At 49.1% G+C, this 13,396-nt stretch carries 15 protein-coding genes; 13 read left to right on the forward strand and 2 right to left on the reverse strand.

Annotated elements, in window-relative coordinates; genetic code table 11:
• The first annotated feature begins 978 nt into the window (after nucleotides 1-978).
• The 6 genes from JET16_RS29155 (at nucleotide 979) to JET16_RS29180 (ending at nucleotide 6,912) form a co-directional block, all read left to right on the forward strand.
• Complete coding sequence (locus JET16_RS29155; protein WP_199624687.1) at nucleotides 979-1,677, forward strand: response regulator transcription factor; 699 nt, start codon at nucleotides 979-981, stop codon at nucleotides 1,675-1,677.
• Complete coding sequence (locus JET16_RS29160) at nucleotides 1,677-2,663, forward strand: sensor histidine kinase (protein ID WP_199624713.1); 987 nt, start codon at nucleotides 1,677-1,679, stop codon at nucleotides 2,661-2,663. Before JET16_RS29155 ends, JET16_RS29160 begins: the two co-directional genes overlap by 1 nt.
• An 86-nt stretch (nucleotides 2,664-2,749) precedes the next feature.
• Complete coding sequence (locus JET16_RS29165) at nucleotides 2,750-3,520, forward strand: ABC transporter ATP-binding protein (RefSeq protein WP_199624689.1); 771 nt, start codon at nucleotides 2,750-2,752, stop codon at nucleotides 3,518-3,520.
• Nucleotides 3,495-5,441, forward strand: a complete 1,947-nt coding sequence (locus JET16_RS29170; protein WP_199624691.1) for an FtsX-like permease family protein — start codon at nucleotides 3,495-3,497, stop codon at nucleotides 5,439-5,441. Before JET16_RS29165 ends, JET16_RS29170 begins: the two co-directional genes overlap by 26 nt.
• A 12-nt stretch (nucleotides 5,442-5,453) precedes the next feature.
• Nucleotides 5,454-6,062, forward strand: a complete 609-nt coding sequence (locus JET16_RS29175) for a DedA family protein (protein WP_199624693.1) — start codon at nucleotides 5,454-5,456, stop codon at nucleotides 6,060-6,062.
• Nucleotides 6,063-6,078: 16 nt separating this feature from the next.
• On the forward strand, nucleotides 6,079-6,912 hold the full coding sequence (locus tag JET16_RS29180; protein WP_199624695.1) for an undecaprenyl-diphosphate phosphatase: 834 nt from the start codon (nucleotides 6,079-6,081) through the stop codon (nucleotides 6,910-6,912).
• A 263-nt stretch (nucleotides 6,913-7,175) separates the two neighbouring features.
• Here the strand turns inward: JET16_RS29180 and JET16_RS29185 are convergent, their stop codons facing one another.
• Complete coding sequence (locus JET16_RS29185) at nucleotides 7,176-7,619, reverse strand: YhcN/YlaJ family sporulation lipoprotein (RefSeq protein WP_233532438.1); 444 nt, start codon at nucleotides 7,617-7,619, stop codon at nucleotides 7,176-7,178.
• Nucleotides 7,620-7,712: 93 nt separating this feature from the next.
• Here JET16_RS29185 and JET16_RS29190 point away from each other — a divergent pair, with 93 nt between their 5' ends.
• The 6 genes from JET16_RS29190 to JET16_RS29215 all read left to right on the forward strand — a co-directional run bounded on the left by JET16_RS29190 (nucleotide 7,713) and on the right by JET16_RS29215 (nucleotide 10,991).
• Entirely contained in the window at nucleotides 7,713-7,919 is a 207-nt protein-coding gene (locus JET16_RS29190; protein WP_199624696.1) for a DUF1657 domain-containing protein, read from the forward strand.
• 30 nt (nucleotides 7,920-7,949) lie between these two features.
• Nucleotides 7,950-8,807, forward strand: coding sequence for a DUF421 domain-containing protein (locus tag JET16_RS29195; protein WP_199624697.1), 858 nt, complete (start codon nucleotides 7,950-7,952; stop codon nucleotides 8,805-8,807).
• Nucleotides 8,808-8,856: 49 nt separating this feature from the next.
• Nucleotides 8,857-9,342 carry a stage V sporulation protein AC gene (gene spoVAC, locus JET16_RS29200; RefSeq protein ID WP_199624698.1) on the forward strand — a complete coding sequence of 162 codons (486 nt, stop codon included), beginning with the start codon at nucleotides 8,857-8,859 and terminating at the stop codon, nucleotides 9,340-9,342.
• Nucleotides 9,343-9,344: 2 nt separating this feature from the next.
• Entirely contained in the window at nucleotides 9,345-10,355 is a 1,011-nt protein-coding gene (gene spoVAD / locus JET16_RS29205) for a stage V sporulation protein AD (protein WP_199624700.1), read from the forward strand.
• Nucleotides 10,352-10,702, forward strand: a complete 351-nt coding sequence (spoVAE, locus tag JET16_RS29210; protein ID WP_199624702.1) for a stage V sporulation protein AE — start codon at nucleotides 10,352-10,354, stop codon at nucleotides 10,700-10,702. Before spoVAD ends, spoVAE begins: the two co-directional genes overlap by 4 nt.
• 85 nt (nucleotides 10,703-10,787) lie before the next feature.
• Nucleotides 10,788-10,991: a DUF1657 domain-containing protein gene (locus tag JET16_RS29215; protein WP_199624704.1), complete on the forward strand. Its 204-nt coding sequence runs from the start codon at nucleotides 10,788-10,790 to the stop codon at nucleotides 10,989-10,991.
• 195 nt (nucleotides 10,992-11,186) lie between these two features.
• Here the strand turns inward: JET16_RS29215 and JET16_RS29220 are convergent, their stop codons facing one another.
• Complete coding sequence (locus JET16_RS29220) at nucleotides 11,187-11,798, reverse strand: class I SAM-dependent methyltransferase (RefSeq protein ID WP_199624707.1); 612 nt, start codon at nucleotides 11,796-11,798, stop codon at nucleotides 11,187-11,189.
• 190 nt (nucleotides 11,799-11,988) lie between these two features.
• Here JET16_RS29220 and JET16_RS29225 point away from each other — a divergent pair.
• On the forward strand, nucleotides 11,989-13,396 hold a 1,408-nt coding region (locus tag JET16_RS29225; RefSeq protein WP_199624710.1), incomplete at its 3' end, for a 2-hydroxyglutaryl-CoA dehydratase.

The raw sequence follows: 13,396 nt of genomic DNA on the forward strand, positions 1-13,396 counted from the left end.
CATAGAGAAAAAATAACCGATACAATCTTCTTCCGAAAAAAACTGATCAACAGCGTTGGCTTCAGAAAGAACCACAATTAGTCACCATCCAAACGTATGTTTCCATACGATGATTATACCAAACAAATGTTTGTATTTCAATTCAGAATAGGGACAAAATTACAGGTTTTGAGTCAACGGGAGCGCGCAAGAGGATGCAAAACGCAAGTCGAGGAGGGTATCGGAGCTGAAGATCAGACGGTCACGATCTGAAGCTAAGGGAGAGTGCACGCAAGAGGATGCAAAACGCAAGTCGAGGAGGGCATCGGAGTTGAAGATCAGACGGTCACGATCTGAAGCTAAGGGAGAGTGCACGCAAGAGGGTGCAAAACGTAAGTCGAGGAGGGTGTCGGAGCTGAAGATCAGACGGTCACGATCTGAAGCTAAGGGAGAGTCCACGCAAGAGGATGCAAAACGCAAGTCGAGGAGGGCATCGGAGTTGAAGATCAGACGGTCTCGATCTGAAGCTTAGGGAGAGTGCACGCAAGAGGGTGCAAAACGTAAGTCGAGGAGGGTATCGGAGCTGAAGATCAGACGGTCACGATCTGAAGCTAAGGGAGAGTACACGCAAGAGGATGCAAAACGCAAGTCGAGGAGGTCTTAGGAACTGAGGTTCAAAGATGCAGAGGCTCGTAAAGGGGGGAACCGCAGGGAGTGCACCCCGTGGGATACTGCACTTCAAGGAGTTGACAGGTTTGCTCATATCAACGGCAAAAGTTGCCGTTAGAGATTGCTGATAATTGCTTTGTTTGTTTAATAGATAATTATTACCGCTGCGTACGAGATGACTGATGCTGACCAACTGCGCTCGTTGTAGGTCATTATATGGTGGAGCCCCGGTCTACGAGGCTATTTTTGCTTTACTTCACTGCCTTGAGAGATAATAAGAATAGCTTCGATCGAAGTAAAAGGACCACAGCTAGAGGAAGGGAGAGGGAAGTGTTCAAAATATTCATTGTTGAAGACGATAAACAGCTCGTCAGCTTGCTTGAAGAGCATCTGCTTAAATACGGTTACGAAACGCAATCCGTCGAAAACTTCGAAACTGTGCGGACCCGGTTCGAACAATTCACTCCCCACCTCGTCTTGTTGGATGTCAATTTGCCGAAATACGACGGCTACTATTGGTGCCGGCAAATTCGGAATGTGTCCACCTGCCCGATTATTTTTATCTCCGCCCGCGACAGCAAGATGGACCAAGTGATGGCGCTTGAACACGGGGCTGACGATTACATTACGAAACCGTTCGATTACGAAATCGCCGCCGCCAAAATTAGAAGCCACTTGCGCCGGGCATACGGCCCGTATGCCCTCACGCAAAATGAGAGGGTCGTGACTGTTGCGGGATTAACGCTGAATGTCGAGCGCCTGACGATTTCCTTCAACGGCGAAACGATCGACATCAGCCATACGGAAGCGAAAATATTGGACGAGTTAATAAAAAAATCGGGGAAAACCGTAAGCAGGGAGAGGCTCCTGGAGAAAATTTGGGACGATCAAGCGTTCGTTGACGACAATACGTTGAACGTGTACGTTACCCGCGTCCGTAAAAAACTAGCTTTGCTGCATATCGAAAATGCCCTGCAAACGATCCGCGGACAAGGGTACAGGCTCATTGCGGACTGGGGGGACGAATGATGAAGCTGTTTATTCGCGATCACATTCCCCTTATCGGGATTTATTCGATTCAATTGTTCTTGGTTACGCTAATTTACTGGCTTGACGGGTATAGCAATGCCGCGATCATGATGTATGCCGTATTGTTAAGCGGCAGTGTGTTGATCGGCTATCTGGCATTTCGCTACATAAACAATAAAACCTTTTATAGCCGCTTGGAGCATCCGCTTTTCTCCATGGAAGAAGTTGCGGTCGATTCGCCTCAGTCTCCGATAGCCGAAAGCTTACAGAAGCTGTTACTAAGCCACTATCGCCATTATCAGACGGAATTACTAAATTACAAGCACAAAATAGGCGCTCACATTCAGTTCGTCAACCAATGGGTTCACCAAATGAAGACGCCGATATCCGTTATTCACTTAATGATTCAAGACGAGGACGATCCTCGCTTTTCTGCGATAGGCGACGAGGTGGACCGGTTAAAGAAAGGTCTCGAAACCGTGCTGTACACGGCCCGACTGGAATCGTTCGAACACGATATGTATGTGGAAACGCTCGATCTGGAAGCCGTCGTCCGCTCGGTTGCTTCCGCACAGAAGCGGCTGTTCATCCGCAAACGGGTTTTCCCGTCGATTCGATTCGACACAACCATCACGGTAGCGTCCGATGAGAAATGGCTGTCCTTCTTGTTGACGCAACTCATTACGAACGCGGTCCGCTACACGGCCCGCGACAACGGGAAAATTTATTTGCGGGGATACAATACGTCAACGAACAGCGTGCTGGAAATACGGGATGAAGGAGTCGGAATTTCCAAGAGCGACTTGCCCCGCGTCTTCGAACCTTACTTTACCGGCGAGAACGGGCGCCACTTTCAAGAGTCGACCGGAATGGGACTTTATTTGGTCAAACAAATATGCGATAAGCTCGGCCACCAGGTGGAGCTGGAATCGGAGGCCGGCCGCGGCACCGTTGTCCGCATCTTATTCGAGCTTACAAAAGTGTAAGCCAATGTAAGCTTCATCAATGGCAACCCTGCAAAAACGTTCTATATAATCAAATCAACAAAGTATCACATAAGGAGTTGCCGCAATTGCCTGTCCTGGAGGTAAACAATTTATCGAAAATATACGTAGGCAAAGTATCGCATAAGGCGCTGGACAACGTTCGCTTTTCGGTGGAAAAAGGACAATTTGCCGGCATAATGGGACCGTCGGGCAGCGGAAAAACAACGTTGTTAAACGTTATCGCGACGATCGACGAACCTACCTCCGGCGATGTCCTGATTAACGGTAAAAATCCGCATCTGTTGAACGCAACGGATACCGCATTATTCCGCCGGCATGAACTGGGCTTCGTGTTCCAACATTTCAACCTGCTCGACGCATTAACGGTGGAAGAAAATATAGTGCTTCCATTGACGCTCGACGGCGTACCCGTCAAAGAGATGGACAAGAAGCTGCATGATGTTGCGGCAAAGCTTGGCATCGAAAATATTTTAACGAAACGAACATACGAAATTTCAGGCGGACAAATGCAGCGGACAGCGATCGCACGGGCGATTATTCACAAGCCTTCGCTCATCTTGGCGGATGAACCGACCGGAAACTTGGACTCCAAGGCCTCCAACGACGTCATGCAAACATTGGCGGCCATCAAGGAACAAGAAGCGGCAACCGTACTGATGGTTACGCACGATGCGGTTGCCGCAAGCTACTGCGACCGTGTACTCTTCATTAAAGACGGAAAATTTTACAATGAGATTTACCGGGGGGACAGCCGTCAGGCTTTCTTCCAAAAAATTATCGATATGCTGTCGCTGTTGGGAGGGAACCGTCATGACCTTTCGACAGTTCGCTTATAGGAATGTCGTCCGCAATAAGCGGACATATGCGGCGTATTTCTTTAGCAGCGCATTTTCCGTCATGATCTTCTTCCTATGCGCCCTGTTTATTTTTAATCCGCAGCTCCAACAAGGGATGATTTACGCCGTTGCGATTCAAGCGGTCGTCGCAGCCGAATGCATTATGTATCTGTTCTCGTTCTTCTTCGTGTTGTATTCGGTCAGTTCTTTCATAAATACGCGCAAGCAAGAATTCGGAATATTAATCATGCTCGGAATGACCAAATCCCAATTCGGCCGGATGGTTTTCTTGGAAAATATGATGATCGGGACCGGTGCGATCGTAACCGGAATCTGCGCAGGATTATTGACAGGGAAGCTGTTTCTGATGGCCGGATCAAGCTTTCTCGGCATAGACTCGCTGCCGTTCCATCTTTCGTGGCAGGCGCCGGCGCTCACGATCGGCTCATTCATCCTGTTGTTTGCCGTCATTTCAAAGTATACGTCGGCCAACGTGCGGACGAGCAAGCTGATTGAACTGTTTCAAGCGGGCCGCAAGCCGAAATCCGAACCGAAAGTGTCCGTCGCGTTATCGATTGCTTCCGCCGTGCTGTTAGCCGCAGGCTACTATTTAGCCGCGACCGCCACCTCAGCCTCGATAATTATTCGCATGTTCCCGGTAACCGGCATGACGATCGCCGGCACCTATTTGTTCTACACGCAGCTAGGCGGGCTAATCATCAAGCTGCTGAAGAAACATCGGCCGTTGTTCTTAAACAAGACAAACATCATAACCGTTTCCACCCTTGCTTACCGTTTAAAGGATAACGCCCGCATGTTTTTCATGGTGACGATCGTATCGGCGGTTTCGTTTTGCGCCGTCGGCGTATTCGCTTCGATCAACACGTTAATGAAAGATTTCTATCAAGATTATCCGTCGGCAATCGGTTATATGGCCAAAGACGGAAGTACGGTCGAACAGCGGCACTTGGAGCAGATTGAACATCAACTGGAGGAAAAAGGTATCGCATATGAAGCTCATACGATTCCGGTCAAATATGCCCGCATCGCAACATCAACCTCCTATGATACCGCGGACCTATTGCCCGTAGTTCCGTTCTCGGGTTATAAAGAAGCGATCGGGAAAGCGGGATTGCCGTTTCATGAACGGCCTCTACCCGATAACGAAGCGTTGGTCATGATCGGTTCGCAAAGGGATAAAAGCTACACTGACGAACGCGGTCTTGTAACATATACTCTGCAAGAAAACAGCGTCGCTATACGCGAGACCGGCTACACGGAACATGTGCTGATACCGGATTACTTGGCAACCGACTTTGACGGCAATTACGGAGACTTCGGCGGTGTAGTCGTTAGCGACCTGATGTTTGACCGCATCGCCGCTCCGGCCAAGACAGACCGCTATACGGGGTTTTACGTCGGGGATGCCGCCCGGACGTTCGGGATGGCGGAGCATCTTGCACGCAACGGCGTCACAAGGTACGAATCGGACGAGCCGTATGCGATTGCGGTCAGCGGCACATTGTATGTCGTCCAGAAGAACTTATACGGCATCATGCTGTTCGTTGCGCTGCTGACCGGCGCGGTGTTCTTTATTGCGGCGGGAAGCTTCCTCTATTTCCGTCTGTATGCCGATTTGGATTACGACCGCCGCCAATATGAAGCGATCGCCAAGCTCGGTTTAACCGGCAAGGAGCTGCGCACCATTGTGACAAGGCAGTTGTCGCTCCTGTTTTTCGTTCCGGTCGGCTTTGCGGTCAACCATAGCGTGTTCGCCTTCGCGGCGCTGCAAAGTCTCTTCTATCTATCGATCGCATCGGAGACCGGAATCGTCTTGATCAGCTTTTTCACCGCGCAGGTGCTGTACTTCTTCTTTATACGCAACAGATATTTGCGGAATTTACAAAGAAAATATCGATAGGAGCCAAGAGAGATGCAAAGCTGGATTACGGATTTTATGGAGCAGTACGGGTATGTCGGGATATTCTTGATGATCGCATTGGAAAATGTGTTTCCTCCGATCCCTTCTGAAATCATTCTTCCGTTCGGCGGATTTATGACGACCTATACGGATTTAACGGTTCAGGGCGTCATCGCGGCAGCCACCGCCGGTTCCGTTGCCGGAGCGGTTATCCTGTACGGTATCGGGCGTCTCCTTGACGCGGACAGGTTGGAAAAGATCGTGGACCGTTGGGGACACGTTCTCAGAGTGAAGAAAGAAGACATCCGCAAAGCAAATGCTTGGTTCGACAAGTATGGCTACTGGACCGTTTTGCTTTGCCGGATGGTTCCGCTCGTGAGAAGTCTGATTTCGATCCCTGCAGGCATGTCCAGGATGAATTCTCCTCTGTTTCTGCTCTATTCGACGATCGGAACGTTAATCTGGAATGTTGTTCTCGTTTCGGTCGGCGCAGCGTTGGGAGAATCGTGGGAAGAAATAACCGGGTTTATGGATACTTATTCTACTATTGCTTATGCGCTGCTTGGAGCCGGACTTATCGGTTTCCTCGCAGTGTTTATCCGCAGAAAGAGAACATCTTAAGGAGTGGGAAGAGAGAATGGATATATTTTTGATTATTAAAGCTATTATTTTGGGAATGGTTGAAGGGCTGACGGAATTTGCTCCCGTTTCGTCCACCGGCCACATGGTGATCGTGGACGATATGTGGCTTCAATCGGAACGGTTTTTAACGAAATATGTCGCAAATACGTTTAAAGTGGTCATTCAGCTCGGTTCGATTTTAGCGGTAGTCATCTTGTTTAGAGACCGGTTTATAGACTTGTTAGGGTTGAGTCGCCGTGGAGGGGAAGCGGCCGACCGGTCCAACAAGCGGCTGAAGCTGACGCATGTCATCGTCGGTTTGCTTCCCGCGGGCATTCTTGGATTTCTGTTTGAGGATTACATCGACGAGCATCTGTTTTCCACCGCAACGGTGCTGATCGGCTTGGTGCTTGGCGCAATTCTGATGATAGCGGCCGACCGGTTCGCCCCGTCCGTTCCAAAAGTCGACACGGTCGATAAAATCACGTATAAACAAGCGTTCACCGTCGGACTCGTTCAATGTTTTTCGTTGTGGCCGGGTTTCTCCCGTTCGGGTTCCACCATCTCGGGGGGAGTCCTGCTCGGCATGAGCCACCGTGCCGCAGCCGATTTTACATTCATTATGGCCGTTCCGATCATGTTCGGCGCGAGCGCTCTGTCGTTGCTGAAAAACTGGCAGTATTTCTCGCTGGAGGCGCTGCCCTTCTTTATCGCAGGCTTTATCAGCGCTTTCTTGTTTGCATTCATCTCCATCAAGTTCTTCTTGAAGCTCATTAACAAGATTAAACTCGTTCCGTTCGCGGTTTATCGCATTGTTTTGGCGGCGGTTATTTATTTCGTGTATTTTTAAATGCATGAGTTAATATTTCAATAAGAAAAACTTCTATCGAAGTACACTCAAGGATGAGCGACCGCGATGTAGAGGAAGTTTTTCTTGGTATAGAATTTACTCGTTTCATGTTGTAGCAGAAAACTTATAAATTCTATATCGTTCAAAAAGCAGTGCTCCCAGTTTATGGGGGCGACTGCTTTTTTTCTTCGGGCAGAAGATCCGAATAGTAATGAAAAAATTGGGAAACTTGATTATATAAGGAAATGCGAAAAGCTGCGTTACTAGTCCCTCATTTTTTCGATGTCCATCAGTTTTTTCTTTTGCTTGCAGGCTGATTCTTGCTCATTCGTCCAAGGTTTCTTGCTCAGTTTTTCCAATTCGTTGTACATCTTGCTGTCCGTCGTTACCCGGATTTCATTGCCGGGAAAAGCTGATTTGAGCTGTTGAGATACTTGCTTCTTCAATGGTTTGAGCCTTAGCCGGTTAAAGTTGCTGACTTGAAGAGCCACAATCATCTGTTTGTCAATATGAACCGCAACCGCTTGATCGATTCCGCCGACTCGCTCGGATAACGATTTTGCTTTCTGTTCCGTCTGAAAGTTCCGAACCGGGGTTGGAACGCACTGCGGATCTTGCGAGGCGGCTTTTGTTTCTGTTTTTGCTTGTTGCCCGCAACCGCCGCATACCAGAAGAGAGCAGAGGATGAGAATGACGAACCGCAACATGGACCCTCCTTAAAGATACAGTAATTGTTTATAAACTGCCCACAATACGCAACTTCTATATTTGGAACAAATATCCTCTAAGGAGATGCAGCGATGACAGTAAGCACGCAAGTGAAACAAACGTTGGCGGTCATGAAAGGCATTCATTCCACGATTGCGCAGTACGCGCAGACCGCTCAAAACCGGGAGGCCAGGGGTATTTGGCAGAAGCAAGTTCCCGTATGCGAAAAAATTGTCGGCCAACTCGAAAAAAGAATACAGACGCTGGAATTTCAAGAACCGCAATACAAGGGATTCTAAAACATTCACAAGGATGAAAGGGAGACACCGATGCCGGAATCTCTAGTCGTTATCGTACAATCAGCCGTTTTATTTGCCTCTTCCATATTGATTTTCCGAGCGCTCGGACGGCGCTGGTTGACAGGCCGGACAGGATGGGACCGAACGGCGGCAATCGTCATTGCGTTCATTGCCGCAGGGATTTCGGTCAATCTCATTGAGCTTGTTCCCGGAATTTTGGCTCTGGCCACATGGATCTCGCTCATGCTGTTGACGAACTACCTGATCTTGAAGAGCAAGCAGTTTCGGGATTGGGTCGAAGGGCGCGAAATTGTCGTCATACAGCACGGTAAAATAATGGAGGAAAACTTGAAGCATGCGCGCATGTCGCCGGAGGATTTTTTGCGGCTGCTTCGAACGAAGCGTGTGTTTCAAATTGCGGATGCGGAGTTTGCCGTACTGGAATCGGACGGAGAAGTGAATGTGCTGCTGAAATCGGAACGCCGGCCCATCACTCCATCGGATTTCGGGCGACCGGTTTCGCCTGCCGCCGCCCCGCAGACCGTCATTTTGGACGGAAATATTTTGGATGAAGGCTTGTCGAATTTGGGATTGAATCGGGATTGGCTGCAAACGGAATTGAAAAAAATCGGCATTTCAGCGGAAAACGTCGTTATCGGACAAGTCGATCCCTCTGGCGATCTATATGTAGATTTGTTCGACGACGTCTTGCAAATTCCGCCTCCCTCGACGCGGGCTTTGCTCTCGGCGCAGCTGGAGCAAGTGGAAGCGGACTTGATGACCTATGAACTCGAAACGGAGGATCAACAGGCGAAAGAAATGTATCGGCGATGCATTTCGGATATAAAATCGATACGCGATGAACTAAAACCATTGCTGCTGCCATAGCGCATCCGCATACAAATTCAATTCAAAATAGAGCAGTGGAGGATACAGCATGTCGGACAAAAAGAAAAAGAAACTCACGTCGGTGCAGCAAAAATACCATGTATTCGCCAAAGGGAGAGAGCCGCACCGTCCCCTCTTGTGGAATTGCGTCAAAGCATTCTTGGTAGGCGGCACGATTTGCCTGATAGGACAATGCATTTCCTGGTTTTATATGACCTACTTTGACTTCACGGAAAAGACGGCCGGCGATCCAACTGTGGCCACACTCATATTTATCGCCATTTTGCTGACGGGTTTGGGCATGTACGATCATATCGGCCGATGGGCCGGAGCGGGATCCGCGATACCGGTTACCGGTTTTGCCAATACGATCGCCTCCGCCGCCATTGATTATCGAAGTGAAGGCTATGTTCTCGGAGTAGGCGGCAACATGTTCAAGTTGGCCGGTTCGGTCATCGTGTTCGGCGTCTTCTCCGCGTTTGTCGTCGCATTGATAAAAACCGTTTGGCTCACTTGGCTGCAGGGAGGCGTCTAACCGTGAGAAAAGGACGCACCTGGGTATTTCCTAACCGCCCTGTCATTGCTTCTTCCGCCGCCGTGGGCGGTCCGTTCGAAGCTCAAGGTCCCCTGGCCGCGGATTTCGATATTCTCCACGAAGATTTTTGGCTTGGTCAAGACAGTTTTGAGAAAGCGGAAAAAAAGCTGCTGGAGCAAGCGTGCGAAAAGGCGATCGCTAAAGCGGGGATGAAAAAAGAAGACGTTCAATTTTTCCTGGCGGGGGATTTGATGAATCAGATTGTCACTTCCAGTTTTTCCGCAAGAACGGTGGGATCGCCTTATATTGGATTATTTGGTGCATGCTCGACATCGATGGAGGGATTGGCATTAGCGGCTCTTATGGTAGACGCCGGGCAGGCCGAAGTTGTGTTGGCGGGGACTGCCAGCCATAATTCAGCGGTGGAGCGGCAGTTCAGATATCCGACTGAATATGGCGGCCAGATGCCTCCCACATCTCAATGGACCGTTACGGGGGCCGGTGCGGGACTCATCTTCAAAGAAGGCAACGGTCCGCATATTACCGCCGCAACAATGGGGCGAGTCGTGGATATGGGGATCCAGGATCCTTTCAATATGGGCGCGGCGATGGCTCCTGCGGCGGTGGACACCATTGAAGCGCATTTTCGCGATATGAATGTGGATGCAAATCATTTTGATTTGATACTGACTGGAGATTTGGGGCGGGTAGGCCATCGGATTTGCGCAGACCTGTTAAAGGAGCATGGATGGGATGTGCCGCAAGACCGGTTGGGCGATTGCGGACTCATGATTTACCGGGAAGACCAGCCGGTGGAGGCCGGGGCAAGCGGGGCCGGCTGCTCGGCGACCGTCTTTTACGGACATATTATGAAGCAGATGGCCGCAGGGAACTTAAACCGGATTCTCATGGTAGCGACCGGAGCTCTGCTTTCTCCGATCACCTTTCAGCAGAATGAAACGATTCCGGCCATTGCCCATGCGGTGTCGATCGAAAGGAAGAAGCACGTATGATATTTTTCTGGGCTTTTGTCGTAGGCGGGTTGATTTGCGTGATCGGCCAGCTCATGTTTGATGTGTTGAAGCTCACACCGGCGCATACGACCAGCACATTGGTTGTCATCGGAGCGATCATGGACGGATTGGACCTGTACGAACCGTTAATTGATTTTGCCGGAGCGGGCGCGACCGTTCCGATTACAAGCTTTGGCAACGCATTGGTTCACGGAGCATTGGCCGAGGCTGAAAAATACGGCTTGATCGGAGTCGTGACCGGTATATTCGAAGTGACCAGCGCAGGCATATCATCCGCGATCATATTCGGTTTTATGGCTTCGCTGATCTTCCGATCTAAGGGATAAATAACTTAAATTTCCAATAATGGAATAAATAAAGCAAAGTCATGCGGGTCAAAATAGTACAGGCAGCCAGGGAGGTGAACACATAATGACAGTAGCGACCCAATTACAACAATGTATCGCGAGCGTGCAAAGCGCGGCAGCGAGCCTTAAAACGTTTTCTCTTGAAACACAGAATCAACAGATGAAGAATCAATTCCAGCAATTGGCTCAAACAATGGATCAGACTGTGCAGACATTGCAGCAGCGCCAGAAGGAGATTGAAAGGCAAGAACCGCAGTATAAACAGTAATGAACCAACCAACTCCCCTGTTTCAGGTGAAACTCGGGAGTTAATCTTTTGCATAGATGATGATTTCCAATCACTAATGCGCACCTCCAAAATACCACGCATGCATGCGTGGTATTTTGTACGCTTGGCAGCGCATCGATTAACGGGTAAAAATTCTGACTAACATTTCAAGAAAACGTTTGATAATGGATAATTTCAGTTCAGAAAAGGGGTTTGAAGTTTTGCACAGAAAAACAGCTCGTTATATAAAAAGCATTTTCGAAATTTCTTTTGGATATTGCAAGAATAGTGGTTTTCAGCAAACAACTGCAGGTAACTTTTCTCTTCCCGAATGTAGCTGCCTCGGTCAAACAATTTCATAAACCGGTTGCACAAAGGTGTTTTTTCTGAAAGAAAAGGTTCAATGATTATAATTTGTCCGTCATTTTTTAAAACACGTTGAAACTCCTTTAAATAATGAGTGATTGAATCTGAAGGAATATGGTGCAGCACGGCAATAATCCATACATAATCGATCGTATTGTTTTCCACTGGCAGCTCTTTTGAAGCCAAAGTACGAAAGTTGTAATCCGGAAATAAATGGCTTGCATATCGAATTCTTTTGCTGTCCGGGTCAATCCCCAGATACGAACCGGGAGAAGCCATGCGGCAATTTGCCCCAGTTCCGCAGCCAAAATCAAGTACAGAACGATTTTCAAATGAAAATTTTGCCGTAATTTGATCATGAATATACCTTTTAGTGAACCACTTCGGGCGAACAATCCAATGATATAACAGAGGAGGAATTTGGAAGTCGATTGGTTTCACCGCCTATTTTTGAAAGTAACGAATATAATATGTCTCCTCATTAAAAAAACATACAATTCGCTTATGACGGCCGATTTGTCCGTGCGCGGCACCGGTGCCGCAAAATAAATAACCAAAAAAGTATAAGATATCCTGATTCGAGGCATATTCAAAGAAGCGGCACCGAATTTAAGGAAGGAGGTAGTGAATGATGGCTGTCAATAAACAAAATGCCGAAACCGATGCCACAATTGAGGAAAAACTGTTGAAGTATCAAGCGGAACAGGAACAAGCCTTGGGGCTGCATCAGGCAAGAAACCAATGGTTTGATCCGGTCCCCCGCCAATTCTTGGCCAAGAACAGAGAGACGACAACCCTTCTGTTCGGAGGGCTTACGATGGCCCATGATTATTTGATGGAAGGTGCGTTGAAAGGGCTCGGATATCGGGTGAAGCACTTGGATTGTCCGGATAACGAATCGCTGCGCTACGGTAAAGAATTCGGCAATCGCGGGCAGTGCAACCCGACGTATTTCACCGTCGGCAATCTAATCAAATATTTGACGCACCTCCGCGATGTTGAAGGCAAATCGAAAGAGGAAATCGTCCGCAACTATTTGTTTTTTACAGCCGGTTCCTGCGGTCCGTGCCGTTTCGGCACGTATGTCACCGAGTACCGGAAGGCGCTGCGCGATGCCGGATTTGACGGATTTCGCGTGCTCCTGTTCCAGCAGAAGGGCGGGTTGAAGCAAGCGAGCGGGGGAGAATCGGCGTTGAAACTGGATACGTCGTTCTTTATCAGCCTTCTGAAGGCCGTTCTTCTAGGGGACATACTGAACGCGTTGGCTTACCGGATTCGTCCTTATGAAGTGGAAGCCGGTTCAACGGATGCCGCGCTGGACCGCTGCAAGCAGTATTTGTACGATGCCTTGAGCGGGAGAAAGTTCTTGATGCCTGCTCTGCGGAAATGCCGAAAAGAACTGCTCTCCGTCAAGGTCGACCGCACCCAAGTAAAACCGAAAGTAAGCATCATCGGGGAGTTTTGGGCGATGACTACCGAAGGGGACGGCAACTACGAGCTGCAGCGGTTTTTGGAAAGTGAAGGCGCGGAAGTGGAAGTACAGTCTGTTAAGGCTTGGACTCTGTACCTCATTTGGGCGGGGCGGTACGATACATTGAAACGAATGAGCCTTCGTCAAGCCGACTCCGGCAAACACGGCTTACAGGGGAAAAATCCGCATATGCTCCTGCGCATGCTGTGGTTGGCCGACCGCTTCCTTCGGGTCATGTTCCAAACATACGCCAGAGCAATCGGCCTGCACCATTACCATCTGCCCGACATGGAGGAAATCGCGAATATAGCCAACGACCATTATAACAACCAGCTTCGCGGCGGAGAGGGTCATATGGAAGTAGGGAAGCTGATCCTGAACGTGAAGAAACGGAAAGTGAATATGACCATCTCCGTCAAGCCGTTCGGATGCATGCCGTCTTCCGGCGTGTCGGACGGAGTACAGTCGTTGATCACCGAAAAATATCCCGATGCGATTTTCCTCCCCATCGAAACAACGGGAGACGGGGCGATCAATGTATACAGCAGGGTGCAAATGATGTTGTTCA

This window comes from Paenibacillus alkalitolerans, assembly GCF_016482785.1.
GTDB classification, from domain to species: Bacteria; Bacillota; Bacilli; order Paenibacillales; family YIM-B00363; genus Paenibacillus_AE; species Paenibacillus_AE alkalitolerans.

What these genes read in the sequence shown, in the direction of transcription:
- JET16_RS29170 (WP_199624691.1), top strand. Translation starts at nt 3,495, where the DNA reads ATGACCTTTCGACAGTTCGCTTATAGGAATGTCGTCCGCAATAAGCGG.
- JET16_RS29190 (WP_199624696.1), top strand. Translation starts at nt 7,713, where the DNA reads ATGACAGTAAGCACGCAAGTGAAACAAACGTTGGCGGTCATGAAAGGC.
- spoVAC (WP_199624698.1), top strand. Translation starts at nt 8,857, where the DNA reads ATGTCGGACAAAAAGAAAAAGAAACTCACGTCGGTGCAGCAAAAATAC.
- JET16_RS29160 (WP_199624713.1), top strand. Translation starts at nt 1,677, where the DNA reads ATGAAGCTGTTTATTCGCGATCACATTCCCCTTATCGGGATTTATTCG.
- JET16_RS29195 (WP_199624697.1), top strand. Translation starts at nt 7,950, where the DNA reads ATGCCGGAATCTCTAGTCGTTATCGTACAATCAGCCGTTTTATTTGCC.
- JET16_RS29180 (WP_199624695.1), top strand. Translation starts at nt 6,079, where the DNA reads ATGGATATATTTTTGATTATTAAAGCTATTATTTTGGGAATGGTTGAA.
- spoVAE (WP_199624702.1), top strand. Translation starts at nt 10,352, where the DNA reads ATGATATTTTTCTGGGCTTTTGTCGTAGGCGGGTTGATTTGCGTGATC.
- JET16_RS29215 (WP_199624704.1), top strand. Translation starts at nt 10,788, where the DNA reads ATGACAGTAGCGACCCAATTACAACAATGTATCGCGAGCGTGCAAAGC.
- JET16_RS29185 (WP_233532438.1), bottom strand. Translation starts at nt 7,619, where the DNA reads ATGTTGCGGTTCGTCATTCTCATCCTCTGCTCTCTTCTGGTATGCGGC.
- JET16_RS29175 (WP_199624693.1), top strand. Translation starts at nt 5,454, where the DNA reads ATGCAAAGCTGGATTACGGATTTTATGGAGCAGTACGGGTATGTCGGG.